Consider the following 26,961-nt stretch of genomic DNA (forward strand, 5'->3'; position numbering starts at 1 on the left):
GAGGACGCGACGGGTCGACCCCGGCGATGGACGGTTCGCCAGGGCCTGTCCGCCAAGCCCCAGCGGCTCAGTCGAGGAACTGCAGCCGTGCCAGATCGGCGTACAGGCCGCCTTCGGCGATCAACTGCTCGTGCGTGCCTTCGGCGACGATGCGGCCTGCGTCCATGACGACGATCCGGTCGGCCTTCAGCACCGTGGCCAGCCGATGCGCGATCACGAGCGTCGTACGGCCGCGCATCAGCATTTCGAGCGCGAGTTGCACCGCTCGTTCGCTGTGTGCGTCGAGCGCGCTGGTCGCCTCGTCCAGCAGCAGCACCGGCGAATCCTTCAGCAGCGCGCGTGCGATCGCGATGCGCTGCTGCTGGCCACCGGACAGGCGCGCACCGCGTTCGCCCAGTTCGGTCGCCATGCGTTCGGGCAGGGCATCGATGAATTCGCTGGCATGCGCTGCCCGCGCGGCCTCGGCTACGGCCACGTCGTCGGCTTCCAGCCGGCCGTAGCGGATGTTGTCGGCCGCGCTCGCGGCAAAGATCGTCGGGTGCTGCGGCACCAGCGCGATCGCCTCGCGCAGGGCTGCGGGGTCGAGCGTGCGGATGTCCAGCCCGTCCAGGCGCACGGCGCCGGACTGCGGATCGTGGAAGCGCAGCAACAGCGAAAGCACCGTGCTCTTGCCCGCGCCCGACGGGCCAACGAGCGCGACGGTCTCGCCGGGCCGTACGCGCAGGTTGAATCCGTCGAGCGCGGGCAGGTCCGGCCGCATCGGGTAATGGAACGTCACCTCGTCGAACGCGATCTCGCCGCGCAGCGGAACCGGCAACCTGCCGGGTTCGGCCGGGGCGCGTACACCCGGGGTCTCTTCCAGCAGTTCGCTGATGCGGCTCATGCCGCCGGCCGCACGCTGCAGCTCGTTCCAGACCTCGGCCAGCGCGCCGACCGAGCCACCGCCGATCAACGCGTACAGCACGAACTGGCCGAGCGTGCCTGCGCTCATGCGGCCGGCGACGACGTCGTGCGCGCCCGACCACAGCACCAGCGTGATCGCGCCGAAGATCAGCACGATGGCGACCGCGGTGACCACCGCCTGTGCCCGGATGCGCTGCGCCGAAGCACGCACGGCCGTAAGCACCGCCTGGCCGAATCGCTGGCGTTCGTACGGCTCCCGCGCATGGGCCTGCACCGTGCGGACCGCGCCGAGCGTCTCGTTCGCAAGCGCGTTGGCTTCGGCGATGCGGTCCTGGCTGGTGCGCGACATTTTCTGCAGACGGCGACCGCCGAGCACGATCGGCAGCACGGCCAGCGGGATGCCGATCACCGCGTACGCGGCCAGCTGGGGGCTGGTGACGAACAGCATCACGATGCTGCCGATGAACGTGACGCCGCTGCGTAGCGCGACCGACATGCCCGACCCGACCACGCTGCGCAGCAGCTCGGCGTCAGCGGTCAGGCGCGAGACGAGCTCGCCGCTGCGGTTGCGGTCGTGGAAGCCGATGTCGAGCGCGAGCAGGTGGGAATACAGGCGTTCGCGCAGATCGGCCACGACGCGTTCGCCCAGCAGCGAGACGAAGAAGAACCGGGCGGCGGTCGCGAGCGCGAGCACAACGGCCACCAGAAACAGCAGCATGAACGCGCGGTCGACCGCATCGCCGCCACCGGCCGCGAAGCCCTGGTCGATCATCGTGCGGAACGCGATCGGCAGGCTCAGCGTTGCGGTGCTGGACGCCGCCAGCGCGACCAGCCAGCCGATGAACAGGCCCAGGTGCTGGCGTACGAATGGCCACAACGTGCGCAGGCTGCCGACCGGCGCCTTCGCGGCCGGCCGCGGATCGGGAGATTCGCTCATCCGGCTATTGTCCCCGATCGGCACGGCGAGCTGGCGGCCGGCGCGAGGCCGTACCGCGCGTCAGGCGTTGTCCAGAAAGCGCAGGCGGTCGCGTGTGGCGTCGCGCAGCTGTGCCCGCAGCGCAGGCAGCCGGTCGGCCGGTAGCTCCACCACCATGCGCGCGCCGTCCTCCTCGAACTGCTCGTCGAGCTTGTTGGCGCCGAACGCCGCAAGCGTGCTGTGCACGACGCCGATGTCGTTGAACGCGACTGCGAGCCGGCACTGCGTCATCGCAACCAGCGGCACACGCGGTGCCGTGCGCAGGCATTCGGCCGCGCAGCCGCCGTACGCGCGCACCAGCCCGCCGGCGCCCAGCTTGGTGCCGCCGTACCAGCGCGTCACGACCACCATGACGCGATCAAAGCCCTGGCCGTCGATCGCTGTGAGGATCGGTCGACCGGCCGTGCCGGAGACCTCGCCGTCGTCGCTGGAGCGGTACTGATCGCCGATCCGATATGCCCAGCAGTTGTGCGTCGCGGTGGGGTCGGCCACTTCGTCCAGAAAAGCGATCGCCGCGTCGGCCGTGTCGATTGCCACCGCGAACGCGGTGAAGCGGCTGTGCTTCACCTCTAGCGTGTGCGACGCGCGGCTGGCGAGCGTATCCAGTGTCATTCCGCCAGGTCGCGCAGGTCGGCAGGCACTGGAACGTCCGGGTGGCGCACGCGGAAACGGCGCAGGCTCTCGATTGCGGCGTCGGTTTCGCCCCGGGCGCGGCGCTCGCGGATGCGTTCGAACCACAGGTCCGGCGCGAGCAGGGCATCTTCGGATACGGACGCGGGTGGCCCGGCATTCGTTTGCGTTGCGCTTGCAGGCTCCGCGCCCGCGGACGGTCGGGCCCGGTCGGCTGACGACGTGCGGGCTTCGGCACGAGCACGGGCGCTCGTCGTGTAGGTCGGGCGGCGGGCCGCGGGCGCAGATCGTTCCGGCACGCGCGGCGATGCGGCATCGGCCGGTGCGACCGATTCTGCGGACATCGCTGCAGACGCGGCAGAAGACTCCGACTGTGCAGACGCTGCTGCCGGCTGCGCAGGCGAGCCCGGGGCGGCTGGAGCCGCCACTTCCGGCATCGAGATCGCCGCCGCTGTCGCAGCAGGTGTCGCGGGCGTTGCAGTGTCAGCGGCTGCCGACGCCGGCGCCGGCGCCGGCGCAGCGGCAGGCGAACCGCGTCGCGTGCTCGCGGCGGCCTGCCTCATGGCGGCTGGCGCATCCGGGGCATCCGCGGTTCGGGATTCCGCCGCGGCGGTACGCCCGCGCCCATCAATGACTTCGATCGGCACAAATTCGCCATCTGCGGCCGACGTGTCCCCTGCAGGCACCGGCAGCCCGGCAGGCTGCGTCTGCCACACCACGCCGACCGCGAGCACGAATGCCGCTGCAGTGCCGACCGCGGTGACGAGACCGCCCGGAATCGCAGTCCACCTAGACCGACGTCGCCGCGCTGGCGGTGCGGCCGTGGCGGCCGACTGCCGCGCAGCGGAAAGAATGCGTGCGTCGAGCGCGGCCGAGGGGCCTTCGGGCCCGCCCAGGCCGCGCAGGCGAGACGCGAGCGCCTGTTCCTCGGGCGAAAGCGGGTCGTGGCGGGGAGCGTTCATTCGTTGAGTCCTGCGCGCAGCTTGTCCATCGCGTACCGCAGCCGCGACTTGACCGTTTCCCGGCCGGCACCGGTGATTTCACCGATGTCCTCCAGGCTCAGTTCCTGCTCCAGCCGCAGCAGCACGACGGTGCGTTGTTCTTCCGGCAGCGCTTCGATCGCGCGCTGCAGCCGGCGCCGCTGTTCGAACTCGGACAACGCATGTTCGGGTGTGACGGGGTCGGGGACACGCGCGGCGCGGTCTTCGCCGTCCTGCGGGTTTGCCGGGCGATGCTTCAAGGCACGCCAGTGATCGCCGAGCCGGTTGTGCGCGATACGGAACAGCCACGTGCGAAACGCCGCGTCCGGGCGCCAGCCGGCGCGCGCGGCGATGACACGCTGCCAGACGTCCTGGAACAACTCGTCGGCCAGCGCCGGCTCGCGCAGCTGCCGCAGCAGGAACCGGTACAGGGGCGCGCGATGACGCGCGTACAGCCGCTCGAACGCCGATACGTCGCCGCCGGTCCAGGCCAGCATCAACACGTCGTCGCTCGGGTCGGCACCGGAATTCATCGCGCGCAGCGTACGGGCTTGTGCGGTTGCGGCAAAGCGCGCGGAGCGTGCAGCGCGACCACATCCCCGCCGCCCGAACGCACGCGGCCGTTGACGCGCGGCCCGTACCAGCACGCTATGCTCGGCCGGCCGCAGGGGGCGGCATGCAGGAGAAGCAGGTGCAGAAGGCTGTCTTCCATGCCTGGCCGGACCGGGACAACGCGGCCTGTGCGCTGGTGTCGCTTGCCGCCGGACTGCGGCATACGCTGCCGCGTACGGCCGAGGTCGCCGTGTACTGGCGCGACCCTGCGGGCGAAGTGGGCTGCTCGCTCAGCGACGGCGCCGCGCCACTGTCCACGCTCGCCGCGCAGATCCTGCATTCGGACGAGCCCGTGCCGAGGGCGTCCCATCTGCTCATCGACGCCTGGCATGAAGAAGACGGCACGCATTCGGTGATCGTCGCCTCGATGCCCGAGCCGCTGATCCCGGCTGCATTCGATGCCTGGTCCGGCCTTGCGCGACGCGTCGTCTGGGCAAGCCTGACCGCGGCGCGCGCACAGGCGCATGTCGCGCTGCTGCGCAAGTCCGAGCGCCTGCAGCAGGCGCTGTATGAAATCGCGGACCTGGCAGGCTCTGACCTGGAGCTCGGCGACGTGCTGCGGCGCCTCCATGGCGTGGTGGGCGGGCTGATGTTCGCCGAGAACTTCTACATCGTCTCGTACGACGATGTGCGCGAGCGCATGCGCTTTCTGTACTTCGCCGACCAGCGCGACCCGTATGTCGCCGATCCCGACGAGGAAATCGGCGCCGACGACCTGCCACACAGCCTGACGCTCGCGCTGCTGCGCCACGGCGCACCGTTGCGCGGCCCGACCGAGGCGATCCGCGAACAGATCGGCCTGGCGATCGACGACGCCGACACCCGCATGCAGGTCAGCGCGGCCGCAGGGCCAGAAAGCCTCGACTGGCTCGGCGTGCCGATGCTGCGCGAGGAGCGTGTGGTTGGCGCTGTCGTGGTGCAGAGCTACGACCGCGCCGAGTGCTATTCGGACGAGGATCGCGCGTTGCTCGCGTTCGTCGCCCAGCACATCCAGACCGCACTCGACCGCCACCAGGCGCGCGAAGAACTCGAACGCCGCGTGCAGCGGCGCACCGAAGCGCTGTGGCAGAGCAATCGCGACCTGCAGGGCGAGATCATCGAGCGGCAGCGTGCCGAGCGCCTGCAGCGCGCGCTGTTCCGCATCGCCGAGCTGTCGATCACATCCGAGACGCTCGAGCGCTTCTACGCGCACGTGCACGACATCGTCGACGAGCTGCTGTACGCGCGCAATTTCTATATCGCGCTGCTCACGCCCGACGGTACGAAGCTCGAATTCCCGTATTCGGTCGACGAACGCGACATCGAGCGCGTGCCCCGCCAGCGCGTGAACGGCCTGACCGAGTACGTGATCGACCGCGGCGAGCCACTGCTGGCGGAGCGCTCCCACATACGCGAGCTCGAAGCCGAGGGCGCGGTTCGCAGCGTCGGTGCGCTCTCGCACTGCTGGCTCGGTGTGCCGCTGCGCCGTGAGGACGCGGTGGTCGGCTGCATTGCGGTGCAGAGCTATTCGCCCGAGATCCTGTTCACGTCGCGCGACCAGGAACTGCTGACGTTCGTGGCCCATCACATCGGCATAGGACTTGCGCGCAAGCAGGCGCAGGATCGGCTGATCGCCGCACACGCCGAACTCGAACAGCGCGTCGCCGCGCGCACGCATGAACTCGCGCAGACCAATGCGCAGCTGATCGCGCAGATCGGCGAGCGCGTGAGAGCCGAGAAGCAGCTGACCCACCAGGCGCTGCATGATCCGCTGACGCAGCTGCCGAACCGCACCCAGCTGCTCAAACGCCTGGCGCGTGCGATCGAACGCGCGAGGAGCGAGCAGGGCGCCGGCTTTGCGGTGCTGTTCCTCGATCTGGACCGCTTCAAGCTGATCAACGATAGCGCCGGGCACGCGGCGGGCGACAAGCTGCTGGTCGAAGTCAGCCGTCGAATCGTCGAGACCGTGCGCGCGAACGACACCGTCGCGCGCCTGGGTGGCGACGAATTCGCGATCGTCATCGAAGACCTCGACAACCCCGAGCTGGCCGAGGAACTCGCCGGTCGCATGCTCACCGTGCTCGGCGCGCCCTGCTGGATCGCCGGGCGGGAACTGTATCCGTCGGCCAGCATCGGCATCGCACGGTGGCACCCGCGCTACAAGGACGGCGCCGAGATGCTGCGCGATGCGGACGCGGCGATGTACCGCGCGAAGGGATCAGGCCGCAATGACTGGGCGGTGTTCGACGAGGCGATGCGTGAGGATGCGATGCGCATCTTGGATCTCGAGGCCGACCTGCGGCGCGCCATCATCGGCAGCGGGTTTATCGCGTTCTATCAGCCGATCGTGCGCCTTGCCGACGGCAAGGTGATCGGCCACGAGGCGCTGCTGCGCTGGCGCCACGAGCGCCGCGGGCTGCTGATGCCCGGCGAGTTCATCGGTCTGGGCGAGGACAGCGGGCTGATCGAAGAGGTCGACTGGCTGGTCTACGAGCAGGTCGCGCACCGGCTTGCCGCGACGAGCGACGGCTATATCTCGGTCAACGTTTCGCCACGGCACTTCCGCAGTGACGACTTCGCCGACCGGATGCTGGATCTGCTTGCGTATGCCGGCGCTGACCCGCATCGGCTGCGCATCGAGATCACTGAAGTCGCGCTGCTGGATGATGCGCCGCGCGCGCTGCGCATGTTGCAGGAGCTGCGCGACAAGGGCGTGCTGGCGCAGCTAGATGATTTCGGCACCGGCTACTCGGCGCTGTCATACCTGCACCGGTTCCCGATCGAGTGCCTGAAGATCGACCGCAGCTTCGTCGCCGGCCTGGTGGGTGAATCGCGCGCGGAAAGCATTGCAGTGGTGCGCGCGATCCAGGCGCTTGCGAACGCGCTCGGCATCCACACGGTCGGCGAGGGCATCGAGACCGAAGCCCAGCGGCGCATCCTGGCCGAGCTGGGTTGCAGCCACGGCCAGGGCTTCCTGTTCGGCCACTCGATCGAACTGCCCGATCCCGAACAGGCGGCGCTCGAGCCGGTGCCATAGCGGCGGAAGTCGGCGCCGCACGGCCGCTGCCGCAGTTCGTGCACTACGAGCCGCGGATCACCAGCAGGCGCGGCTCGGTCATGTCCTCGATCGCGTAGCGCACGCCTTCGCGGCCAAGGCCGGAGCCTTTGACGCCCCCATAGGGCATCGTGTCGACGCGGAAACTCGGCACATCGCCGATGATTACGCCGCCGACCTCGAGCCGGTCCCAGGCGCGCATCGCATGGTCGAGACTGGCGGTGAATACGCCCGCCTGCAGGCCGAAGTCGCTGTCGTTAACGATCGAAAGCGCGTCGTCGAACTCATCGAACGGCTCGATCAGCGCGACCGGCCCGAACGCTTCCTGCCGCTGCAGCCGCGCATCGCGTGGCACGTTCTCGAGCAGCGTCGCCGGCAGCATCCGGCCCTTGCGGGCGCCGCCCGCGAGCCGGGTTGCGCCCGCGCGGCAGGCTTCGTCGATCCAGTCCTCGACGCGCCGCGCGGCATCCTCGTCGATCATCGGACCGATGAACGTGTGCTCGTCGCGCGGGTCGCCGGTACGCAACTTCGATACCGCCTCGACCAGCCGCGGCCGCAAAGCGTCGATGAGGCTGCGATGCACGAGGATGCGCTGCACGCTGATGCAGCTCTGTCCGCTCTGATAGTAGGCGCCGAGCACCAGTCGCTCGACGACGTGGTCGAGCGCAGCGCCCGGGTCGGCGTCGACGATGCAGGCCGCATTGCCCCCGAGTTCGAGCACGACTTTCTTGCGGCCTGCGCGTGCCTTGAGGTCCCAGCCCACCAGTCCTCCGGTAAAGCTCAGCAGCGCGATGCGGTCGTCCTCGACCAGCGCCGTTGCGTCCTCGACGCGGCACGGCAGCACCGAGAACGCCCCGAGGGGCAGGTCGGTTTCAGCCAGCACGCCCCCAATCAGCAGTGCACCAAGTGGCGTTTTCTCGGACGGCTTGAGCACGAATGGGCAGCCCGCTGCGATCGCCGGCGCGACCTTGTGCGCGACCAGATTCAGCGGAAAGTTGAACGGCGTGATGAAGCTGCAGACGCCGACCGGCACGCGCTGGCTCATGCCGCGGTAGCCACGCGTCCTCGGCGAGATCTGCAGCTCGTGCACCTCGCCGCCGATGCGGGTGGATTCGGCGGCAGCCTCGCGGAACGTGTCGATGAGGCGGCTCACTTCGCCGCGTGCATCGCCGATGGGCTTGCCGGCTTCCGCGCACAGCAGCTGCGCAAGTTCCTCTGCCCGCTCTCGGAAACGCAGCACGCAGTGCTCGAGCACGTCGCGTCGCGCGTCGGGCGGGAATGCACGCATCGCGGCACGCGCTGCGGAGGCGGCGGCGATCGCCTCATCGACGGCCGCCGCATCGGCCAGCGCCACCCGCGCGATGCATTCGCCGCTGTACTTGTCGGTCACTTCTAGGTCGTCGTTCGGCGCCTTCGGCCGGGACGCGAGGTAGTAGGGATGGCTGGTCGGCATCGCCCGGTCTCCGCAGTGGATCAGTCCGCCGTTCGGCGGTCGGTAACGCGCACCTGCAGGCTGCCTTCGGACAGCCGGACGTCCAGCAAACCGCCGGGCTCGGCGTCCTCAGCGCGCCGCACCACGCGGCCGTCTTCGTCGCGCACGATCGCGTAGCCGCGCGCGAGCGTCGCAATCGGGCTCACCGCGGCCAGCGAGCGCACCAGCCCCCGCAGCTTCAACGCGTCGTTCGCCAGCCGTCGCGCGAGCGCGGCCCGCGGACGATGCCCGACCGCAGCAAGCCGCTCGCGCATGCGGGTCAGCTGACGCTGCGGGTGGCGCGAACGCAGCACCGCATCGGCATGCCGCAGCCGCGCACGCTCGCGGTCGACGCGTCGTTGCCAGGCGGCCTCGAGCCGCCGGAACGCCTCGGCCTGGCGACGGCACAGCAGCTCGACCCGCGCCTGCGGCCGCAACGCGTTGAGCCGCAGCGCCGCGCGATCGGCGCGCTGCATCGCCTGGCGCAGGCGCTGCAGCTGCGTCGCGCGCAGGCGGCCGCCGAGTGCGCGCAGGCCACGCGTCAGGTCGTCCGCGCTCGGCACCACCAGCTCGGCCGCGACCGACGGCGTCGGTGCGCGTACGTCGGCAGCGAAGTCGGTCAGGCTGAAATCGGTTTCGTGGCCGACGGCGGACACCACCGGAACCGGCGACGCCGCGACCGCGCGTGCGAGGTGCTCATCGTTGAACGACCACAGGTCCTCGAGCGAGCCGCCGCCACGCGCCAGCACGATCACGTCGTAGCGGCCCGACGCGCCCGCGCGCTGCAGCATTGCGGTGATCTGTGCGGCAGCGCCGATGCCCTGGACCGGCACCGGCAGCACCTCGGCCTCGACCAGCGGGAAGCGTCGCGCAAGCACGCTGAGCACGTCGCGCACCGCCGCGCCCGTGGGCGAGGTGATCACCGCGATGCGCCGCGCAAAGACCGGCAGCGGGCGCTTGCGGGCGGGGTCGAACAGGCCTTCGCCGGCCAGTCGCGCCTTGAGTTCGTCGAACGCGCGGCGCAGCGCGCCTTCGCCGGCCTCTTCCATGTGGTCGAGCACGACCTGGTACTCGCCGCGCGCCTCGTACAGCGTCACCCGTCCGCGCGCGAGTACGCGCAGGCCCTCGCGCGGTGCGAACCTCAACCAGGTGCTCTTCGGCTTGAACATCGCGCAGCGCACCTGCGCACGCGCGTCCTTGAGGTTGAAGTACAGATGCCCGGACGACGGACGGGCGACATTGCCGAGCTCGCCTTCGACCCAGATCAGCGGGAACGAGCCTTCCAGCACGTCGCGCGCCAGCGTGTTGAGCTGGCTCGGAGTCAGCACGTCCTGCGGTGAGCTGGTGTCCATCGGCACGCCGGAAGCGAACAGGGCGGCTACGTTAACGCAGCGGCCGTGCAGGCCGGGCATTGCGCGGGTGCCCGGCTGTACGCGCACGGCCCGGCCGCGCGGTTGACCGCCGTTCGGCCGGGCCCGAAAGCGCTGGCTTACAATCGCTGCATGAATTTCGAAGCCACGCCCCCCTGCAGCGCTCCCCTGTTCGGCCCCCAGCCGCGCCGCAACACGCGCGCGGTCGAGATCGGTGGCGTGCGCGTCGGCGGTAATGCGCCTGTCGTCGTGCAGTCGATGACGAACACCGACACCGCCGATGTCGCCTCGACCGCCAAGCAGGTGGCCGAGCTGTGGCGCGCCGGTTCGGAACTCGTGCGCATCACGGTCAACACGCCCGAGGCCGCCGCAGCGGTGCCGCGCATCCGCGACAAGCTCGCGATGATGAACGCATCGGTGCCGCTGATTGGCGACTTCCACTACAACGGTCACCAGCTGCTGGCGAAGGAGCCCGCCTGCGCCGAAGCGCTGGCGAAGTACCGCATCAACCCGGGCAATGTCGGCTTCGGCAAGAAGAAGGACATCCAGTTCGCGCAGCTGATCGAGTTCGCGATCCGCTACGGCAAGCCGGTTCGCATCGGTGCGAACTGGGGTTCGCTGGACCAGGCGCTGGCGGCGCAGCTGATGGACGAGAACGCGAACCGCGCCGACCCGTGGGATGCCGGCCGCGTGCTGCGCGAGGCACTGATCCGCTCGGCGCTGGACTCGGCCGCACGCGCGGTCGAGCTGGGGCTGCCACGCGAACAGATCGTGCTCAGCGCCAAGGTCAGCGGCGTGCAGGAGCTGGTGACGGTCTACCGCGAACTCGCCTCGCGCGGCGATTACGCATTGCACCTGGGGCTGACCGAGGCCGGCATCGGCAGCAAGGGCATCGTCGCCTCGAGCGCGGCGCTCGGCGTGCTGCTGCAGGAGGGCATCGGCGACACGATCCGCATCTCGCTGACGCCCGAGCCGGGCCAGTCGCGCACGCACGAGGTGATCGTCGCGCAGGAGCTGCTGCAGACGATGGGCCTGCGCGCGTTCACGCCGATGGTGACCGCGTGCCCCGGCTGCGGGCGCACCACGAGCACGTTCTTCCAGGAACTCGCGCAGAAGGTGCAGGAGCACGTCCGCGCGAAGATGCCCGAGTGGAAGATCACCCATCCGGGCGCCGAGAACCTCACGCTCGCGGTGATGGGCTGCGTGGTCAACGGCCCCGGCGAGTCGCGCCACGCGAACATCGGCATCTCGCTGCCCGGCATCGGCGAGGCGCCATCCGCCCCGGTGTTCGAGGACGGCGAGAAGACCGTGACGCTGCGCGGCGAGAACATCGCGAAGGAATTCGTCGAGCTGATCGACCGCTACGTCCAACGGCGCTATGGCGCAAACGCCGACGCCGCCTGACGACCCGGTTGTCGAGGCAGGCGCCGCGCTTCGGCACGGCACCCGCTTCGGCATCGGCCTGCTCCGCCGGCACGGCTGGCGGCTGGCGCTGGTTTTCATCGGACTGCTGCTGCCGATGTGGGGCTTCGGCGAACTCGCCGACGAAATCCACGAGCAGGAAGCGATCGCGTTCGACGAACCGCTGCTGTATTTCGCACGATCGATCGCCGGCACGTGGCTGGACCAGGCCTTCCTGCTGGTCACGCGGGTGGGCTTCGCCCACGGCGTGATTCCCCTCGACATCCTGCTGATCGTCGTGCTGGCGCTGCGCCGGTATTTCCGCGAGGCGGCGTTCGCGGCGTTTTCGCTCGGCGGTTCGGGGCTGCTCAACATCGCGACCAAGCAGCTGTTCGCGCGCGAGCGGCCGACGCTGTGGGACTCCATCGCGCCCGAGGTGACCTACAGCTTCCCCAGCGGCCACGCGATGGGGTCTGCCACGCTGGCCTGTGTGCTGATCCTGCTGGCTTGGCGCAGCCGGTGGCGTTGGCCGGTCACGATTGCCATGATCGCGTTCACGCTGGCGGTGGGGCTTTCGCGCGTGTACCTCGGCGTGCATTACCCGTCGGACATCCTCGCCGGGTGGACCGCCGCGAGCGCGTGGACGGCAGCGGTGTTCCTCGTGGTGTTCCGCCTGAACCGCCGGCCCTGGCAGCGGCGCGAAACCGCCTGAGGCTACTCGCCCGGCTTCGCCGCCGCGCTCGGCGATGCGGTCGCGGCCCTGCGGGCCAGCTGGGCTTCCCGATGGGCGATGTATGCATTCGCGCTGAAGATGATCGCCGCGCCGAGGGCGGTCCAGCGGTCCACCGCTTCGTCGAACAGGACGTAGCCCAGCACCGCGACCACCGGCAGCTGCATGAAGCTGATCGGCGTCAGTGCCGATACGTCGCCGAGCTTGAGCGCGCGCGTCCACATCATGTGCCCCAGCGTGCCCAGCGTGCCGGCTGCCGCGACCCAGAGCCAGGTGACGCCCTGCGGCCATTCCCAGACGAACAGCGCGGGGCCGAGCGACATCGGCACCCAGAGCATCGTGGTCCACAGCACGATGCGGTCGGCCGGCTCGGTGGCCGACAGCTGCTTGATCTGGATGGAGACGATGCCGCTGAGCACGGCGGCTGACAGCGCGACGAGGGTGCCCGCGGTGAAGCTGGCGGTGCCCGGCCGCACGATCACGAGCACGCCAATGAAGCCGATCACCACCGCGGCCCAGCGCCGTGCGCGCACGTGCTCGTGCAGGATCAGGACAGCGGCGATCGTGACGAACAGCGGCGTGGAGTACGACAGCGACACCGCCTGCGCGAGTGGCAGGTTACCGATCGCCCAGAAGCCGCAGAACATCGAGACGATGCCGACGAGGCAGCGGACGAAGTACTTCGACAGCCGGTCGGTCTTCAGCAGTCCGGGGCCGTGCCGCAGGAGCAGCGGCAGCGCGGCGATCACCCCGAAGAAGTTCCGGAAGAACGCGATTCCGAACGTGTGCAGTGTCTCCGACGCCAGGCGGATCGCAACCGCCATGAGGGCGAAGAACAGCGTGCTGCACAGCATCAGCAGCGCGGCGCGGCTGTGGGTCGTCAAGGGCATTCGGTCCTCCGTCGGCGCGGCAGTGTCGCCGGTCCGCGATGAGCGGCGGGCGAGCGGACGACAGGGCTTCGCAGTACGGCGAGTGGCGTGGAATGAACACCGCGTCGTTGTGGGGCGCGCACGGTGCGTGGCGACCCGCAGCCCGCCGCGGCCAGGTTCACCACGATGCGCCGATCACCCGCGGTTCCGGCTCGAGCGCGACGCCGAAGCGCGTGTGCACGCTGTCGGCAATGCGGCGTGCGAGTGACAGCAGCTGCGCGCCGGTCGCGCTTCCGTGGTTCACCAGCACCAGCGCGTGCGAGGACGCGACGCCGGCGTCGCCGTCGCGGTGGCCCTTCCATCCCGCCTGGTCGATCAGCCACGCGGCCGACAACTTGCGGGTGTCGGGGCCGGCGCCGCGGAACACCGGCAGTGACGGGTGCTGGGCTGCGAGCGCATCGGCCAGGTCGACCGCGACGATCGGGTTCTTGAAGAAGCTGCCCGCGTTGCCGAGCACGGCGGGATCCGGCAGTTTTCGCTGCCGGATCGCGATCACCGCATCGGCGATATCGCGCGCGCTCGGTGAATCCACGCCGCGGGCGCCAAGCTCGTCGCGCAGCCCGGCGTAATCGAGCTTCGGCGATGCCGTACGCGACAGCGCGAACTCGACCGCGGTCACGATGAAGCGGTCCGGCGCGTGCTTGAACACGCTGTCGCGGTACGCGAACGCGCAGGCCTCGCGGTCGAGACGGTGCAGCTCTCCGGTGGCCGGCTCGAATGCCTCCACCGCATGCACGGCCTCCTGCACTTCGACGCCATACGCGCCGATGTTCTGGATCGGTGCGGCGCCGACGGTGCCCGGGATCAACGCAAGGTTCTCGAGCCCGCACAGTCCCAGGCCCAGCGTCTGCATCACGAATCCGTGCCACTCGACCCCCGCGTCGGCGCGCACGATGACGCGGTCATCGGTGTCCTGCACGATCGCGACGCGACGGCCGGTCAGCGCCAGCACGGCGCCCGGCGCATCCGCCGCAAACAGCAGGTTGCTGCCGCCGCCGAGCACCAGCGGGGCCGCGCCCTGCAGTTCCTGGGTGGCGAGGATCTCCGGGAGCCGGGCCGCATCCTCGGCCTCGACCAACAACGGCGCGCGTGCAGCCACGCCGAACGTGTTGCGCCGGGTCAGGTCCGCGTCGCGGGTGATACGCGTGCTTTCGCTCATCCGACCGGCGGGACGTGGCCGCGGCTCGGGGCTTCCTTGCGGCGGCGCATTGCTTCGACGCATTCGCCGATCAGCGCTGGGCCGCGGTAGACGAGCCCGGAATAGCACTGCACCAGATTCGCGCCCGCCGCCATCTTGGTCACCGCGTCGGCGCCCGACACGATGCCGCCAACGCCGATCAGCGGGATCGCCTCGGGCAGGCGCGTGCGCATCATGCGCAGCACCGTCGTGGCCTGCGCCATCAGCGGCCGGCCGGACAGTCCGCCGGCTTCATCGGCAACCGGCAGGTGCTCGACGTCGGGCCGGCCGACCGTGGTGTTTGTCGCGATCACGCCATCGACCTGAAGGTCGGACAGCACACGTGCGGCCGCCTCGATGTCGCTTTCGCTGAGGTCCGGCGCGATCTTGACCAGCATCGGCACGCGCTTGCCGTGGTGCGCACCAAGGCGTTCCTGCGCCTCGCGCAGCGAGCCGACGAGCCGGCGCAGCGCCTGCTCTTCCTGCAGCTCGCGAAGGCCGGCGGTATTCGGGGAGGAAATGTTGACCGTGATGTAGTCGGCCAGCGGATAGACACGTTCGAGGCAGTGCAGGTAATCGGCTTCGGCCAGCTCGTTCGGCGTGTCCTTGTTCTTGCCGATGTTGATGCCGAGCACGCCGCGACGGTTGCGCACGCGCTCGACATTGCGCACCAGCGCGTCCACGCCCTCGTTATTGAAGCCCAGCCGGTTGATCACGGCCAGATGCTCGGGCACGCGGAACATGCGCGGCTTCGGGTTGCCCGCCTGCGGGCGAGGGGTGACGGTGCCGACTTCGACGAATCCGAAGCCGAGCGCGAACAGCGAATCGATGTGCGCGCCGTTCTTGTCCAAGCCGGCCGCGAGGCCGACCGGGTTCGGGAACGTCAGCCCCAGCACGCGGGTCGGGAACGGCTTCGGCGGCCGCGGCAGCAGCAGGCCACCGGCCACGGCGTGGATGAGATCGAGGCCGCGCAGCGTCACGTGGTGCGCGGTCTCGGCATCGAGCCGGAACAGCAGCGGGCGGGCGAGGGCGTAGGCGGGGCGCATCAGCGGTTCACTGCTGCCACGACGAGAGCCAGGCGACGCCGCCGAAGAACACCAGCACCATCAGGATGCCGATCACCAGCGTCGCCAGCGCCAGGTAACCCAGCACCAGACCGGCGACGGCCATGCCATCGCCGGTCAGCCGGTCCCCTTCGCGACGCAGTTCGGACCGGGCGAGATGCCCGGTCACGATCGCGACGATGCTTCCGATCAGAGGCAGAACCGTCCAGCCGAGGATGCCGCTGACCAGGCTCGCAATTGCGAGCGAGGACGTGCTGCGCACGGGCTCGTTCATCGGGGCGGCCTCGGCGGGGCGGCGGTTCAGAGGTCGAACTTGATGCCCTGGGCGAGCGGCAGCGCGTCGGAGTAGTTGATCGTGTTCGTCTGGCGGCGCATGTACGCCTTCCAGGCGTCCGAACCCGACTCACGGCCGCCACCGGTCTCCTTCTCGCCACCGAACGCACCACCGATCTCGGCGCCCGAAGTGCCGATGTTGACGTTCGCGATGCCGCAGTCCGAGCCCCACGCCGTGAGGAACTGCTCGGCGACCTGGAGGTTGGTGGTGAAGATCGAGGACGACAGGCCCTGCGGCACGGCGTTCTGCAGTTCGATCGCCTCTTCGAGCGTCGAGTACTTCATGACGTAGAGGATCGGCGCGAACGTCTCGGTCTGTACGACTTCGGCGTCGTTGCTCAGCCCGGTCACGATCGCCGGCAGCACGAAGTTGCCTGGGCGGTCGATGGCCGAGCCGCCGCTTTCGATCACGCCGCCCTGCGCCTTCGCGCGTTCGATCGCGTCGAGGTAGCCCTTGACCGCGTCCTGGCTGTTGAGCGGGCCCATGAGGTTGGCCGGGTCGGTCGGATCGCCGATCTTGCCCTCGACCTGCTTGTAGGCGGCCTTGAGCTTGCCGAGCACCTCGTCGTAGATCGACTCGTGCACGAACAGGCGGCGCGTCGTGGTGCAGCGCTGACCCGCGGTGCCGACCGCGCCGAACACGATCGCCGGGATCGCCAGCTTCATGTCGGCCGAGGGGTCGACGATGATCGCGTTGTTGCCGCCCAGCTCGAGCAGCGAGCGGCCCATGCGGCGCGCGACGCGCTCACCGACCATGCGGCCGACCTTGGTCGAGCCGGTGAAGCTGATCAGCGGGATGCGCTTGTCATCGACGAACTTCGAGGCGAGCTCGCTGCCGGCGTCGTTGAACAGGAAGAAGATGTCCGGGAAACCACCGGCCTTCAGCGCCTCGTTGCAGATCTTCATCGACGCGATCGCCGACAGCGGGGTCTTCGGCGAGGGCTTCCAGATCGAGACGTCACCGCAGACGGCCGCGACAAACGAGTTCCAGGCCCAGACCGCGACCGGGAAGTTGAACGCCGAGATGATTCCGACGATGCCGATCGGGTGCCACTGCTCGTACATGCGGTGGCCCGGGCGCTCGGAGTGCATGGTCAGGCCGTAGAGCTGGCGCGACAGACCGACGGCGAATTCGCCGATGTCGATCATCTCCTGCACTTCGCCATCGCCCTCGGGCTTGGACTTGCCCATTTCGAGTGCGACCAGCGAGCCGAGCGCGTCCTTGTGGGTGCGCAGTGCCTCGGAGCACAGGCGGATCGCTTCGCCACGCTTCGGCGCGGGAATCGTGCGCCACACCTTGAATGCGGCCTGGGCGCGCTCGACGATCTGCTCGTACTCGTCGGCGGTGGTCGCATTGACCTTGGCGAGCACCGTGCCGTCGGTCGGGCTCACCGACTCGATCGTGCCGGCGCTGCTGGTTGCGGCCCATTCGCCACTGCCGAGGTAGGTGCCGGATTCGGTCTCGTTGAGGCCAAGCGCGGTCAGGACGGGGTGGGTCATTGCGGCAACTCCTGTATTTGGCATGCGGCCGCGGACAGCGGGCGCGTGCGGAAAATCGCCCGCAGCGACCGGACCGGACGGACCGGCGGGCGCAGCGGGCTGCAGATCGACGATGGAACGTGGCGGCCCCGACACGATTCGAACGTGCGACCTGTCCCTTAGGAGGGGACCGCTCTATCCAGCTGAGCTACGGGGCCAAGCGGCGCATTTTCGCACGAACTGTTGAGCGGCCGGAAATCGACCACGGCCGGGCGGACCGGCGTAGGCGGGGCCTGCGGGCCGGCGGGGTCCGCGCGAGAGCTCGGACGACCCGGACTCGACCGGGCCTCCAGTGCCGCGGTGCGCGGTCAGACCAGCCCGGTCGCGTAGAACACCCCGATGACGACGAAGACCGCCGCCGTCTTGATCAGCGTGATCGCGAAGATGTCCTTGTAGGCTTGCCGGTGAGTCAGGCCAGTCACCGCGAGCAGGGTGATCACCGCGCCGTTGTGCGGCAGCGTGTCCATACCGCCAGAGGCCATCGAGGCGACACGGTGCAGCACTTCCATCGGGATGCCTGCTGCCTGCGCATTGGCGATGAAGCTCTCGGCCATCGCCGCGAGCGCGATGCTCATGCCGCCTGAGGCCGACCCGGTGATGCCCGCCAGCGCGGTGACGGTTACCGCCTCGTTGACCAGCGGGTTCGGGATCGAACCCAGCGCATTGGCGACAACGAGGAAGCCGGGCAGGGCGGCGATGACGGCGCCGAAGCCGTACTCGCTGGCCGTGTTCATCGACGCGAGCAGCGCGCCGCCGATCGCTGTTTTCGTGCCGTCGGCGAAGCTCGAGACCACCTGCTTCCACGCAAACAGCAGCACGGTCGCGATGCCGACCAGCAGCGCCCCCTCGACCGCCCAGATCGCGGCGACCTTCGTGACGTCCTGCACGACCGGCTCGGCGCTGCCCATCACTGCGGGCATGAACTCGTGGCTGGTGCCGTAGGCGAGCGGGATCAGCGTCGTGAACAGCTTGTTGGAAACGCCGACCATCACCAGCGGAAGGATCGCGACCAGCGGGTTGGCGAGTGCACCGCCCGCATACGGCGTGGGTTCGTTGAGAAGCGTCGCTGCGTCGCCGTAGCCCTCGCCGCGGGCGGCGGCGACGCGGCGACGCCACTCCAGGTAGCTCAGGCCGACGATTGCGATGAAGATCGCGCCAACTGTGCCGAGCACCGGCGCCGCCCATGAGGTGGTTCCGAAAAACGCGGTCGGGATGATGTTCTGGATCTGCGGCGTGCCGGGCAGCGCGTCCATCGTGAAGGTGAACGCACCGAGCGCGATCGTGCCCGGGATCAGCCGTTTGGGGATATCGCTCTGGCGGAACAGCTCGGCCGCGAACGGATATACCGCGAACACGACGACGAACAACGACACGCCGCCGTAGGTCAGCAGCGCGCAGACCGCGACGATCGACAGCATCGCGCGGCCCGCGCCGAACAGGCGGATCGTCGCGGCAACGATCGCCTTCGAGAAGCCCGATATCTCGATCAGCTTGCCGAAGATTGCCCCGAGCAGGAACACCGGGAAATACAGCTTCAAAAAGCCGACCATTTTGTCCATGAACAGGCCGGTGAACATCGGTGCGACCAGCGAGGGCTCGGTCAGCAGCACGGCGCCCAGCGCGGCGACCGGGGCGAACAGGATGACGCTGTAGCCGCGGTAAGCGACCAGCATCAGGAACACCAGCGCCGCGAGCACGATCAGAAACGACATTTTCCATCCCCGCTTGGATTGCGCTCCGGCCGGCGACAGCCAGCCCTGCGTGCAGCCAGTGCCCGGCTGCCGGTGCGGCGGATGCGTTCGGCATCGGGAGCTCGACGCACGCAGTGTCGGTGGCGAGCGCAAGCGGGGGCATTGTCCGAAGGTACAGATGCCGGCGCGCCGGGGCGCTCCTAGTCTTGCATTCATGGCGGCAACCGCGTCGCCGATCGCGTTCGATCCGGGCGCATTGAACCGCACACGCTGATCCGTACTGGGGAGAAGTTCTGATGGGCCGCAACGCTACGAGTCGCAAACGCCTCACCGTCGCCATCGCCTGCGCGCTGCTGGCACCGGTGGCCTGGGCACAGGACGCCACCCCGACCGAGCAGGGCCGGCCCTCTGACGAGGCTGGTGCGGTCAACCTCGGCGGCGTCAAGGTCACCGCGCGCAAGCGCGAGGAAACGTTGCAGGACGTCCCGGTGGCGGTCACCGCATTCACCGCCGATGCGCTCGACAAGCTTGCCGTCGACGACCTGTCGGACCTCGATGCGCAGGTCCCGAACCTCACGGTGTATGCCGCGCGTGGCTCCAGCAGCACGATCACCGCGTACATCCGCGGCGTCGGCCAATCCGATCCGCTGTGGGGCGTCGACCCGGGCGTCGGCATCTACATGGACGATGTCTACATCGCCCGTCCGCAGGGCGCATTGCTCGACGTGTTCGACGTCGAGCGCGTCGAAGTGCTGCGCGGGCCGCAGGGCACGCTGTACGGCAAGAACACCATTGGTGGCGCGATCAAGTACATCTCGCGTGGCCTGCCAACCGCGTTCGACGGCTTCGCTTCGGTCACGGTCGGCAATTACAACCAGCTCGACGTCAAGGCGGCCGTTGGCGGGCCGATCGGCAGTGACGCGCTGCGTGCACGCATTGCGGTTGCCAGCCTCAATCGCGACGGCTTCGGCGAAAACCTGATCACCGGCCAGGAAGTCAGCGACAAGGAAATCCTCGCGCTGCGCGGGCAGGTGGGCGCTTATGTGAGCGACACGTTCAACCTGCAGGTCGCGTTCGACTGGGTCGACGACCAGTCCGGCGTACGCGGTGCGCAGCTGCTTGCGCCGAACCGCTTCAACACGATCGCGTTCCCGCAATTCGGTGCGTTCCCGCCGCTTGAGGACCGCTACGACGTCCGCAACGGCATGCCGAACATCAACGACACCACGCTGCGCGGTGTATCGGCTACGGCGAACTGGGCGGTCAACGAGAACTGGGGCCTGAAATACGTCGTCGCGCTGCGCGCATCGGATACCGAAACCAATATCGACTTCGACACCACGCCGGCGCCGATTGCGGACGTCAAGGCGTTCTACGAGGACGAGCAGCTCAGCCACGAGCTGCAGGCCAACTACGACGCTGGCGGCCGCGTACGCGGCGTCATGGGCGTGTACGTGTTCGACGGCGAGGCTGGCGGACGTGTGCTCAACAACTTCTTCAACCGGCTGTTCGGCGATACGCAGGGCACGGTCTTTACCGAGAGCGTCGCGCTGTACGCGGACTGGACGTTCGACCTCAGCGAGGCGCTTTCGCTCGATGTCGGCGCGCGCTATACCGACGAGGACAAGCGTGCGCGGGTTCTGAACCAGGGCTACACCGACGCGACGTATACGGTGCCCAACGGCCGCATCTCGGCCAACTTCGACAAGACGATCAACTTCAAGAACGTCTCGCCGAAGGTCTCGCTGGACTGGCAGGTAACGCCGGACATCATGGTCTACGCCTCGGCAAACCGTGGCTTCAAGTCGGGCGGTTACAACATCCGCGCCCAGGCGACCGCGGTGCCACGTTCGGCCGAGCCGTTCGATGACGAGGTTGTCGACAGCTTCGAGGTCGGCAGCAAGATGGCGTTCCTCGACAACAGCCTGTTCCTCAACCTCGCGTACTTCCACAACCAGTACGAGGACATCCAGCTGTCGGTGTTCACCGCCTACGACAGCAACGGCGACGGCACGAACGACGCGTTCTTCGGCGACTTCACGAATGCGGGTTCGGGCACGGTCAGCGGCCTGGAGGTCGAGTACCAGTGGCTGCCGAGCGAGAACTGGGCGCTGTCGGGCAACGTTGCCTGGCTGGATGCCGAGTACGACGAGTTCATCTACGCCGGCGTCAACATCGCCGACGAGCAGGAATTCACGAACGCGCCCGAGTTCTCCGGCGCGGTCAACATCGAGTACCGCACCGACCTGGCGAGCGGTGGCAACCTGTCGGCGCGTGTCGGCTATGCGTATCAGAGCGACGTGGTGGCCACGACCGAGATCATCCGGACCGGCGCGCAGCCGATCACGCAGGATGGCTACGGCCTGGTGAATGCGGGCGTGACCTGGCGCATGGACGACGCATGGTCGTTCCAGCTGCAGGGTACGAACCTGACCGACAAGGAGTACCGGACCACCGGCTACAACATCAACGCGGCGCTCGGCGTGCTGACCGGCTTCTATGGTCCGCCGCGCCAGGTCTCGCTCACCGCGCGTTACGACTTCTGACCGGTCCGGCCGATCCCCGAAGGCGGCATGGACGCAGCGGCGGGCTTTTGTCCGCCGCTGCGTTACTCTGGGCGCGATCGGCATGCGCCCTGCGAAAAGCACGGGCAACCGCAGCCGAGGGGCGCGGCGTTGGCCGCGGCGCGACCGGATGAGCTGGGGCGGATCCGTGCTGAGTGTCGGCGTTGTGGTGCTGGCCGCGCTGCTGTGGCTCGGCGTGCTGTTCGGGGTAGCACTGCATGCGGAGCGCCGGCCCGGCCTTTTGGCCCGGCACTGGCCCTATGTCTACGGACTGTCGCTGGCGGTCTACTGCACCTCGTGGACGTTCTACGGAACGGTGACGCAGGCCGCCCGCTACGGTTGGCCGCTGCCGCCGACGTTCGTGGGCACCATCGTGCTCTACGCATTCGCCGCTGCGGCAATGACGCGGCTGGTGCGGCTTGCTCGCGAGTCGGGCGCGACGTCGCTGGCGGACCTGATCGCAACGCGTCTGGGCAAGGACACCTGGATTGCGGGCACCGTCACCGCAGTCGCCGCGCTCGGCCTGATCCCGTACATCGCGCTGCAGCTCAAGGCCGTCGCCATGAGCTACGCGATGCTGACGGGCACCGCGAACGACGCCGCACCCGAGCTGTGGCGCGATGGCGCCCTTTATGTCGCGCTGGCGATGGCCTTGTTCGCGATGCTGTTCGGCACGCGGCGCGTCAGTGCGTCGGAGCACAACCGCGGGCTGGTGCTCGCGGTCGCGTTCGAATCCCTGTTCAAGCTTGCGGCGATGCTGGCACTGGGCGTGTTCGTCGTGTTCGGACTGGACCTGCCTGCTGCCGCGGTTGCCGAGCCAAGCGCCCGGCCCGACGCCGACGGTTTCATGCCGCTGGTGCTGCTGGGCGTGCTGGCGATGTTCACGCTGCCGCACCAGTTCCATGTCGGCGTGGTCGAGTGCCGCGACGAAAAGCATCTTCGAACCGCACGCTGGCTGTTTCCGCTCTACCTGCTGCTGATTGCCGCGCCGCTGCTGCCTCTTGCACACGCAGGTGATGCGCTGCTGGCCGACAGTGGCCTGTCGCCCGACCTGTACGTGCTGGCGCTGCCGCTGTCGCAGGGGCAGCAGGGGCTGGCGCTGTTCGGATTCCTGGGTGGCCTGAGCGCCGCGACCGGCATGGTGGTGGTCAGCACGCTCACGCTGAGCCTGATGATCGGCAACCACTGGCTTGCGCCGGGCCTCGTGCGCGGCGCGTGGTCGCGCCCGAGCGGCGGCGATCTGCGCGGCAGCGTGCTGCTGCTGCGGCGCGTAGGCATCGTCGCGATCATGCTGTGCGCCTGGGGCTACAACCGCCTGATCGGCGACAACGCGGCGTTGGCCGACGTCGGCGCGGTGTCGTTTTCGGCGCTCGCGACGCTGGCACCCGCGCTGGGTTTCGCGGTCTGGCGGCCGGGAACGCCGCCACGCGCGGTGACGGCCGGCATTGTTGCGGGGTTCGCGGTCTGGTGCTGGGCGCTGCTGCTGCCGCTGGTGGCACAGGCGCGCGGCGTCCCGCCCGCGTGGCTGGAGCACGGGTTCGCCGGCATCGGTTGGCTCGCGCCCGATTCGCTGTTCGGCCTGACCGGATGGAGCCGCCTGGGCCGCGCGGTCGCGTCGAGCCTGTTCGTCGGTGCGGCGACGACGTTCGTTGTTGCCGGCTGGTTGCCGGGGCACCGCCGGGAGGAACGCGGCTTCGATCTGCGCACGCTGCGCAATGCGGGGCGACGTTTCCTGCCGGAGGAGCGGCTCGACGAGCTGCTCGGCGACGCGCCCGCCAGCGGCCCCGTGCCGGCGCCGGTGCAGGCACGCGTCGAGCACGAACTCGCGACTGTGCTCGGCAGCGCGTCGGCCCGGCTGCTGCTGGACGCCGCGCATCGGCAGGCTGGTGCCGACCTGGATACGGTGGCCGCGATCGTCGGCGAGGCCTCGCAGGCGCTGCGGTTCAACCAGCGCGTGCTCGAAGCGGCGCTCGAGAACATGAGCCAGGGCATCAGCGTGGTCGATGCGCAGCTGCGCCTGGTCGCGTGGAATCGTCGCTATGTCGAGCTGTTCGGCTTCCCGCCCGAACTTGTCCGCGTCGGCCAGCCGATCTCGGTGCTGTCGGAGTGGGCGTTGCAGCGCATGCCGCACCAGGGCGCCACCCGCGAGGCACTGGAGCGCCGGCTCGCGCACATGCGCGCCGGCACGCCGCATCTGTCCGAACGCGTGCTGCCCGACGGGACCATCGTCGAAATCCGCGGTAATCCGATGCCGGGCGGCGGCTTCGTCGCGACGTTCACCGACGTCACCGAGTTCCGCCGTGCAGAAGCCGCACTGATCCTGTCGAACGAGACACTGGAGCAGCGCGTCACCGAGCGGACCACGCTGCTCGAACACGCCAAGCGCGAGGCCGAGCGCGCGAACGATGCCAAGAGCCGCTTCCTCGCGGCGATCGGCCACGACCTGCTGCAGCCGCTGCATGCAGCGCATCTGTTCACCGACGCGCTGTCGCAGCAGTTGTCCGAGCCTGCGCAGCGCGAGCTCGCCGCGCAGACGCGTGGAGCGCTGGAGTCGACGACGAACCTGCTCGGCGGCCTGCTCGACATGTCCCGTCTCGAGGCCGGCGGCCTGGCGCCACAGCCGCGCGATTTCCCGCTGGCCGAGGTCCTCGATCCGCTCGCATCGGAATTCCGTGCGCTAGCCGCCGAACGCGGCCTGGAGTTCTGCTACCTGCGCAGCCGCGCCTGGATCCACAGCGACCCGCAACTGCTGCGGCGCGTACTGCAGAACTTCCTTGCGAATGCGGTGCGCTACACCGTGCATGGCCGCGTGGTGCTCGGCGTGCGCCGCCTGCCGCGCTCGGTGCGGGTGGAAGTGCACGACACGGGCCCGGGTATTCCGATCGACCAGCAGCGCGTGATCTTCGAGGAGTTCCGTCGGGGCGACGGCGTCGGCGGTCAGGGCCTGGGGCTCGGCCTGGCGATCGCCGATCGCATGGCGCAGCTGCTGCAGGCGCCGCTGACGCTGCGCAGCCGGCCGGGGCAGGGCACGGCGTTCGGCATCGAGGTGCCATGCGCGATCGCACAGGTGCGCATCGCGTTGCCCGAAGCCGACACACGCGTGCGGCTGCCCGGAACCAACGTGCTGATCCTCGACAACGAGCCGGTCGCGCTCGCCGCGCTGCAGCGGCTGCTCGAAGGTTGGGGCTGCCGCGTCACCGCCGCGCGCAGCCGCGCCGATGCGATCGCTGCGCTGTCGGTGTCCCCTGCGGACGTATGGCTGTTCGATTACCACCTCGACAACGACGACACCGGCGTCGAGGTGCATCGCGCGCTCTCCACATCGTTTGGCCCCCGGCCGGCCGTCATCCTCAGCGCCGACCACACCGCGGACGTGCGGCGGACTGTGCATGAGGCAGGATTGCCGCTGCTGATGAAGCCGCTCAAGCCGCTTGCGCTCAAGTCTGTGCTGGACCGCGTGCTTGCGGCGCGGTCGGTGCCCGCGTCGCCGGCTGCTGAAACGGGCGTGGAGCTGGGCGAAGCCTGAGCGGAACGCTGGCGCGGCTGCACTGTGAGTTTCCTGCGCTGTGCTGCCAGCGCCCATCGGAAAAGCGCGTTTTGCACGAAGTGATGCCGCGCCGATTGCAGTCATTCGCGTCCGCGCCCACTCGGCTGCGGTGCAGCCTCAGGTTTCGATCTGTCGCGCGGGATCGCTGAGTTCGAGTTCGCGCAGTACTACGCCGGCCTGTGTGCGATTGCGCACGCCGAGCCGCTCGAAGATCGCGGTCAGATGCGCCTTCACCGTGCGCTCCTGCACGTCGAGCCGGTCGGCGATCTGCTTGTTGAGCAGCCCCTCGGCGACCAGCACGAGCACGCGGAACTGCTGCGGCGACAGGCTCGCGAGACGCGCGGCGAGGTCGGCATCGTGTGCGGATGACTGCGCACGCGAGACCGAGCTGCGCAGGCTCGCCGGCAGCCATTGTTCGCAGGCCAGCACGGTGCGGATCGCCTCGCGCAGCTCATCGAGGCCGGAGCTTTTTGGCAGGTAGCCTGCCGCGCCGTGGTCGAGCGCGCGGCGCACCACCCGCGGATCGTCGTTCGCCGACACCACCACGACCGCAACGCCCGGGTACTGCGCGCGGATCGCAGCCAGCCCGGCAAGCCCGTGGTTGCCGGGCATGTGCAGGTCCAGCAGCACGAGGTCCACGTCGGGCTCCGCGTCCAGCACGCCCAGCACACCATCGAGCGAATCGGCCTCGCGCACCTGCAGATCGGCCACGGCATCGGCCGCTGCGCCGCGCAGTGCAGCCCGGAACAACGGATGGTCGTCGGCGATGAGGAGGGTGGGCATGGCGCGGTCAAATGCGTTGGAAGGAGATGCAAAAGCGGGTCGCGCGTTGTGGGTCTCACGAGCGCGGGTCGATTGGATGGAATCAGCGGGACACGCCGTGAATCCATCCCTGGAGGCTCCTCGCCGGCGTCCATGCCGGCGAGGGTCCCGCTGCTCCCATCCGCCCGACCCGCCTGAGCATGTGCTGCAGCCGGAGTGAAACGTGGCGCTCTGTTTCAGGTCGCGGAAGTGATGGGCGCGCCGGTCGGCATGGCCCGGCAGGACCATCGGCGACATGGATGTCGCCGATGAGCCTCCATGGATGGATTCAAGGCGTGTCCTGCTGGGCCATGCCGACCGGCGCGCTCGCGGAAAGCCACCCGGTCACCATTGAAGGCATTACTGCACCGTCCACCCACCATCAACGTCGATCGTATGCCCGGTGATGTTGCGCGCCGCCGGCGACATCAGAAACGCGGTAATGCCGGCGAGTTCCTCAAACGTGATGAACACGCCCTTCGGCATCGGCTTGAGCATCACCTGGCTGACGACTTCCGATTCCGGAATGCCGCGCGTGCGCGCCTGGTCCGCGATCTGCTTGTCGACGAGCGGGGTCTTCACGTAGGTCGGGCAGATCGTGTTGACCGTGATGTCGGTGTCCGACGTTTCGAGCGCGATCACCTTCGAAAAGCCGAGCAGGCCGTGCTTCGCGGCGACGTACGCGCTCTTGTACGGGCTTGCGACCAGCGAGTGGATCGAGCCGATATTGACGATGCGTCCGAACCCGCGCTCGCGCATGCCCGGCAGCAGCGCACGCGTCAGCCGCGCCACGCCCACCAGCATCACCTGCACGAGGAACTCCCATTTCGCAATCGGAAATTCCTCGAGCGGAGCGACGTGCTGCAGGCCGGCGTTGTTGACCAGTACGTCGACCGGGCGCGACACCGCAGCCAGCGCGGCCGCGACGCTGTCGTCGGACGTGACATCGAGTGCGAGTGCTTCGGCCGAGCCGCCGTCCCTGCGGATCTGCGCAGCGACCGACTCGGCCGCGTCCAACCCGAGGTCGGTGACGACGACGTGGTGCCCGGCGCGGGACAGCTCGGTCGCGATGCCGGCGCCGATGCCGCTGCCGGCACCGGTGATGAGGATGCAGCGTTGGGTCATGTGGGGCCTCCGTGGGCCAAGCCTACCAAGCCCTCATAACGTCGGCGTGGTACGAAAGTACGATGCCGCGCAGTGGCCGCCTTG

The 26,961-nt window shown here is 69.1% G+C and carries 19 protein-coding genes and 1 tRNA gene; 5 read left to right on the forward strand and 15 right to left on the reverse strand.

Going from position 1 to position 26,961, the window contains the following annotated elements:
- Positions 1-67: 67 nt before the first annotated feature.
- From ACFFGH_RS07050 to ACFFGH_RS07065, 4 genes are all read right to left on the reverse strand, one after another.
- On the reverse strand, positions 68-1,840 hold the full coding sequence (locus ACFFGH_RS07050) for an ABC transporter transmembrane domain-containing protein (protein WP_386666321.1): 1,773 nt from the start codon (positions 1,838-1,840) through the stop codon (positions 68-70).
- A gap of 60 nt (positions 1,841-1,900) precedes the next feature.
- Positions 1,901-2,491: an IMPACT family protein gene (locus ACFFGH_RS07055; RefSeq protein ID WP_386666323.1), complete on the reverse strand. Its 591-nt coding sequence runs from the start codon at positions 2,489-2,491 to the stop codon at positions 1,901-1,903.
- Positions 2,488-2,853: a hypothetical protein gene (locus tag ACFFGH_RS07060; protein ID WP_386666327.1), complete on the reverse strand. Its 366-nt coding sequence runs from the start codon at positions 2,851-2,853 to the stop codon at positions 2,488-2,490. The genes ACFFGH_RS07055 and ACFFGH_RS07060 overlap by 4 nt, the downstream gene beginning before the upstream one ends.
- A gap of 614 nt (positions 2,854-3,467) precedes the next feature.
- On the reverse strand, positions 3,468-4,022 hold the full coding sequence (locus tag ACFFGH_RS07065) for an RNA polymerase sigma factor (RefSeq protein ID WP_386667424.1): 555 nt from the start codon (positions 4,020-4,022) through the stop codon (positions 3,468-3,470).
- Positions 4,023-4,165: 143 nt separating this feature from the next.
- Here ACFFGH_RS07065 and ACFFGH_RS07070 point away from each other — a divergent pair, with 143 nt between their 5' ends.
- Positions 4,166-7,117 (forward strand): EAL domain-containing protein, encoded by a 2,952-nt coding sequence (locus ACFFGH_RS07070; RefSeq protein WP_386666330.1) that lies wholly within the window; start codon positions 4,166-4,168, stop codon positions 7,115-7,117.
- Between the two features lie 43 nt (positions 7,118-7,160).
- Here ACFFGH_RS07070 and ACFFGH_RS07075 read toward each other — a convergent pair whose 3' ends face one another.
- Positions 7,161-8,588: an aldehyde dehydrogenase family protein gene (locus ACFFGH_RS07075; protein WP_386666332.1), complete on the reverse strand. Its 1,428-nt coding sequence runs from the start codon at positions 8,586-8,588 to the stop codon at positions 7,161-7,163.
- Positions 8,589-8,608: 20 nt separating this feature from the next.
- On the reverse strand, positions 8,609-9,958 hold the full coding sequence (gene xseA, locus ACFFGH_RS07080; RefSeq protein ID WP_386666335.1) for an exodeoxyribonuclease VII large subunit: 1,350 nt from the start codon (positions 9,956-9,958) through the stop codon (positions 8,609-8,611).
- 150 nt (positions 9,959-10,108) lie between these two features.
- On the opposite strand from xseA, the gene ispG reads away from it, so the two are divergent.
- Positions 10,109-11,380, forward strand: a complete 1,272-nt coding sequence (gene ispG / locus ACFFGH_RS07085; protein WP_386666337.1) for a flavodoxin-dependent (E)-4-hydroxy-3-methylbut-2-enyl-diphosphate synthase — start codon at positions 10,109-10,111, stop codon at positions 11,378-11,380.
- On the forward strand, positions 11,355-12,089 hold the full coding sequence (locus ACFFGH_RS07090; protein ID WP_386666340.1) for a phosphatase PAP2 family protein: 735 nt from the start codon (positions 11,355-11,357) through the stop codon (positions 12,087-12,089). Before ispG ends, ACFFGH_RS07090 begins: the two co-directional genes overlap by 26 nt.
- 2 nt (positions 12,090-12,091) lie before the next feature.
- Here ACFFGH_RS07090 and ACFFGH_RS07095 read toward each other — a convergent pair whose 3' ends face one another.
- The 7 genes from ACFFGH_RS07095 to ACFFGH_RS07125 all read right to left on the reverse strand — a co-directional run bounded on the left by ACFFGH_RS07095 (position 12,092) and on the right by ACFFGH_RS07125 (position 18,861).
- Positions 12,092-12,997 carry a DMT family transporter gene (locus ACFFGH_RS07095; RefSeq protein WP_386666342.1) on the reverse strand — a complete coding sequence of 302 codons (906 nt, stop codon included), beginning with the start codon at positions 12,995-12,997 and terminating at the stop codon, positions 12,092-12,094.
- Between the two features lie 157 nt (positions 12,998-13,154).
- Positions 13,155-14,195: a UDP-N-acetylmuramate dehydrogenase gene (murB, locus tag ACFFGH_RS07100; RefSeq protein ID WP_386666344.1), complete on the reverse strand. Its 1,041-nt coding sequence runs from the start codon at positions 14,193-14,195 to the stop codon at positions 13,155-13,157.
- Positions 14,192-15,259: a quinone-dependent dihydroorotate dehydrogenase gene (locus tag ACFFGH_RS07105; protein ID WP_386666347.1), complete on the reverse strand. Its 1,068-nt coding sequence runs from the start codon at positions 15,257-15,259 to the stop codon at positions 14,192-14,194. The genes murB and ACFFGH_RS07105 overlap by 4 nt, the downstream gene beginning before the upstream one ends.
- A gap of 7 nt (positions 15,260-15,266) precedes the next feature.
- Entirely contained in the window at positions 15,267-15,551 is a 285-nt protein-coding gene (locus tag ACFFGH_RS07110) for a DUF4190 domain-containing protein (protein ID WP_386666350.1), read from the reverse strand.
- Positions 15,552-15,577: 26 nt separating this feature from the next.
- Positions 15,578-17,110, reverse strand: coding sequence for an L-piperidine-6-carboxylate dehydrogenase (gene amaB, locus ACFFGH_RS07115; RefSeq protein ID WP_386666352.1), 1,533 nt, complete (start codon positions 17,108-17,110; stop codon positions 15,578-15,580).
- 120 nt (positions 17,111-17,230) lie between these two features.
- Positions 17,231-17,307, reverse strand: a tRNA-Arg gene (locus ACFFGH_RS07120).
- A 150-nt stretch (positions 17,308-17,457) separates the two neighbouring features.
- Positions 17,458-18,861, reverse strand: coding sequence for a GntP family permease (locus ACFFGH_RS07125; RefSeq protein WP_386666354.1), 1,404 nt, complete (start codon positions 18,859-18,861; stop codon positions 17,458-17,460).
- Positions 18,862-19,136: 275 nt separating this feature from the next.
- On the opposite strand from ACFFGH_RS07125, the gene ACFFGH_RS07130 reads away from it, so the two are divergent.
- Entirely contained in the window at positions 19,137-21,386 is a 2,250-nt protein-coding gene (locus ACFFGH_RS07130; protein ID WP_386666357.1) for a TonB-dependent receptor, read from the forward strand.
- 148 nt (positions 21,387-21,534) lie between these two features.
- The gene (locus tag ACFFGH_RS07135) at positions 21,535-24,930 is read left to right on the forward strand and encodes a hybrid sensor histidine kinase/response regulator (protein ID WP_386666360.1); all 3,396 of its coding nucleotides are present in this window, start codon (positions 21,535-21,537) and stop codon (positions 24,928-24,930) included.
- Between the two features lie 138 nt (positions 24,931-25,068).
- On the opposite strand, the gene ACFFGH_RS07140 is transcribed toward ACFFGH_RS07135, so the two are convergent.
- Together ACFFGH_RS07140 and ACFFGH_RS07145 are read right to left on the reverse strand one after the other, a co-directional pair.
- Entirely contained in the window at positions 25,069-25,734 is a 666-nt protein-coding gene (locus ACFFGH_RS07140; protein ID WP_386666362.1) for a response regulator transcription factor, read from the reverse strand.
- Positions 25,735-26,112: 378 nt separating this feature from the next.
- A complete protein-coding gene (locus ACFFGH_RS07145; RefSeq protein ID WP_386666365.1) occupies positions 26,113-26,877 on the reverse strand; it encodes a 3-hydroxybutyrate dehydrogenase in 765 nt (254 codons plus the stop codon).
- Between the last annotated feature and the right edge of the window lie 84 nt (positions 26,878-26,961).

Source organism: Lysobacter korlensis, from assembly GCF_042434515.1.

Excerpts from the sequence above, each read along its gene's own strand:
- ACFFGH_RS07050 (WP_386666321.1), bottom strand. The coding sequence starts at position 1,840 with ATGAGCGAATCTCCCGATCCGCGGCCGGCCGCGAAGGCGCCGGTCGGC.
- ACFFGH_RS07055 (WP_386666323.1), bottom strand. The coding sequence starts at position 2,491 with ATGACACTGGATACGCTCGCCAGCCGCGCGTCGCACACGCTAGAGGTG.
- ACFFGH_RS07060 (WP_386666327.1), bottom strand. The coding sequence starts at position 2,853 with ATGTCCGCAGAATCGGTCGCACCGGCCGATGCCGCATCGCCGCGCGTG.
- ACFFGH_RS07065 (WP_386667424.1), bottom strand. The coding sequence starts at position 4,022 with ATGAATTCCGGTGCCGACCCGAGCGACGACGTGTTGATGCTGGCCTGG.
- ACFFGH_RS07070 (WP_386666330.1), top strand. The coding sequence starts at position 4,166 with ATGCAGGAGAAGCAGGTGCAGAAGGCTGTCTTCCATGCCTGGCCGGAC.
- ACFFGH_RS07075 (WP_386666332.1), bottom strand. The coding sequence starts at position 8,588 with ATGCCGACCAGCCATCCCTACTACCTCGCGTCCCGGCCGAAGGCGCCG.
- xseA (WP_386666335.1), bottom strand. The coding sequence starts at position 9,958 with ATGGACACCAGCTCACCGCAGGACGTGCTGACTCCGAGCCAGCTCAAC.
- ispG (WP_386666337.1), top strand. The coding sequence starts at position 10,109 with ATGAATTTCGAAGCCACGCCCCCCTGCAGCGCTCCCCTGTTCGGCCCC.
- ACFFGH_RS07090 (WP_386666340.1), top strand. The coding sequence starts at position 11,355 with ATGGCGCAAACGCCGACGCCGCCTGACGACCCGGTTGTCGAGGCAGGC.
- ACFFGH_RS07095 (WP_386666342.1), bottom strand. The coding sequence starts at position 12,997 with ATGCCCTTGACGACCCACAGCCGCGCCGCGCTGCTGATGCTGTGCAGC.
- murB (WP_386666344.1), bottom strand. The coding sequence starts at position 14,195 with ATGAGCGAAAGCACGCGTATCACCCGCGACGCGGACCTGACCCGGCGC.
- ACFFGH_RS07105 (WP_386666347.1), bottom strand. The coding sequence starts at position 15,259 with ATGCGCCCCGCCTACGCCCTCGCCCGCCCGCTGCTGTTCCGGCTCGAT.
- ACFFGH_RS07110 (WP_386666350.1), bottom strand. The coding sequence starts at position 15,551 with ATGAACGAGCCCGTGCGCAGCACGTCCTCGCTCGCAATTGCGAGCCTG.
- amaB (WP_386666352.1), bottom strand. The coding sequence starts at position 17,110 with ATGACCCACCCCGTCCTGACCGCGCTTGGCCTCAACGAGACCGAATCC.
- ACFFGH_RS07125 (WP_386666354.1), bottom strand. The coding sequence starts at position 18,861 with ATGTCGTTTCTGATCGTGCTCGCGGCGCTGGTGTTCCTGATGCTGGTC.
- ACFFGH_RS07130 (WP_386666357.1), top strand. The coding sequence starts at position 19,137 with ATGGGCCGCAACGCTACGAGTCGCAAACGCCTCACCGTCGCCATCGCC.
- ACFFGH_RS07135 (WP_386666360.1), top strand. The coding sequence starts at position 21,535 with ATGAGCTGGGGCGGATCCGTGCTGAGTGTCGGCGTTGTGGTGCTGGCC.
- ACFFGH_RS07140 (WP_386666362.1), bottom strand. The coding sequence starts at position 25,734 with ATGCCCACCCTCCTCATCGCCGACGACCATCCGTTGTTCCGGGCTGCA.
- ACFFGH_RS07145 (WP_386666365.1), bottom strand. The coding sequence starts at position 26,877 with ATGACCCAACGCTGCATCCTCATCACCGGTGCCGGCAGCGGCATCGGC.